Raw genomic sequence first — 447 nt, 5'->3', positions numbered from 1 at the left:
CGACACCACCGATGCAACCCCGGTCGAGGAGGCCGCCGATGCTGCCCGACGACCCATGGACAGCCCGAGTACCGCACCTCTGGAATGACGCTCCCCGCCAGTCGGCGCACACGCTTGGACGCCGGAGCGCCGTGAGGCGTATGCCAACGACCTCGGCGCGGACAGGAGTCTGGTAGCGGTCACCGCAAAGACCAACCGGTCCAAGGCCGACCGGGACCCGGACCAGTGGATGCCGCCCGCCGAGTCCGCGACGTGCACGTACCTCGTCGACTGGACCGCCACGAAGCTCCGCTGGGCCCTGGCCATGGATGAGGCCGAGAAAGCCGCACTCCTCAACCTCGCCGAGCCGTGCACCGACTCCGTCGTCGAGTACGAGCCGGCCTCGTAGCTCCCTTCACCGAGGTGGCGAACTTCACCCCCTCAGTGAAAGCGGATTCGTCTCTGGGC

1 protein-coding gene is annotated in these 447 nt (G+C 68.2%); it reads left to right on the top strand.

Annotated features, from left to right (window positions below):
• The first annotated feature begins 229 nt into the window (after positions 1-229).
• The gene (locus AC0AIB_RS31340) at positions 230-388 is read left to right on the top strand and encodes a hypothetical protein (protein ID WP_465098101.1); all 159 of its coding nucleotides are present in this window, start codon (positions 230-232) and stop codon (positions 386-388) included.
• Positions 389-447 lie beyond the last annotated feature (59 nt).

It is taken from the genome of Micromonospora sp. DSM 43699 (assembly GCF_055517075.1).
Note: the sequence above shows the minus strand (reverse complement) of the source record. Positions and strands in the feature narration are given on the sequence as shown.

Excerpts from the sequence above, each read along its gene's own strand:
- AC0AIB_RS31340 (WP_465098101.1), top strand. The coding sequence starts at position 230 with ATGCCGCCCGCCGAGTCCGCGACGTGCACGTACCTCGTCGACTGGACC.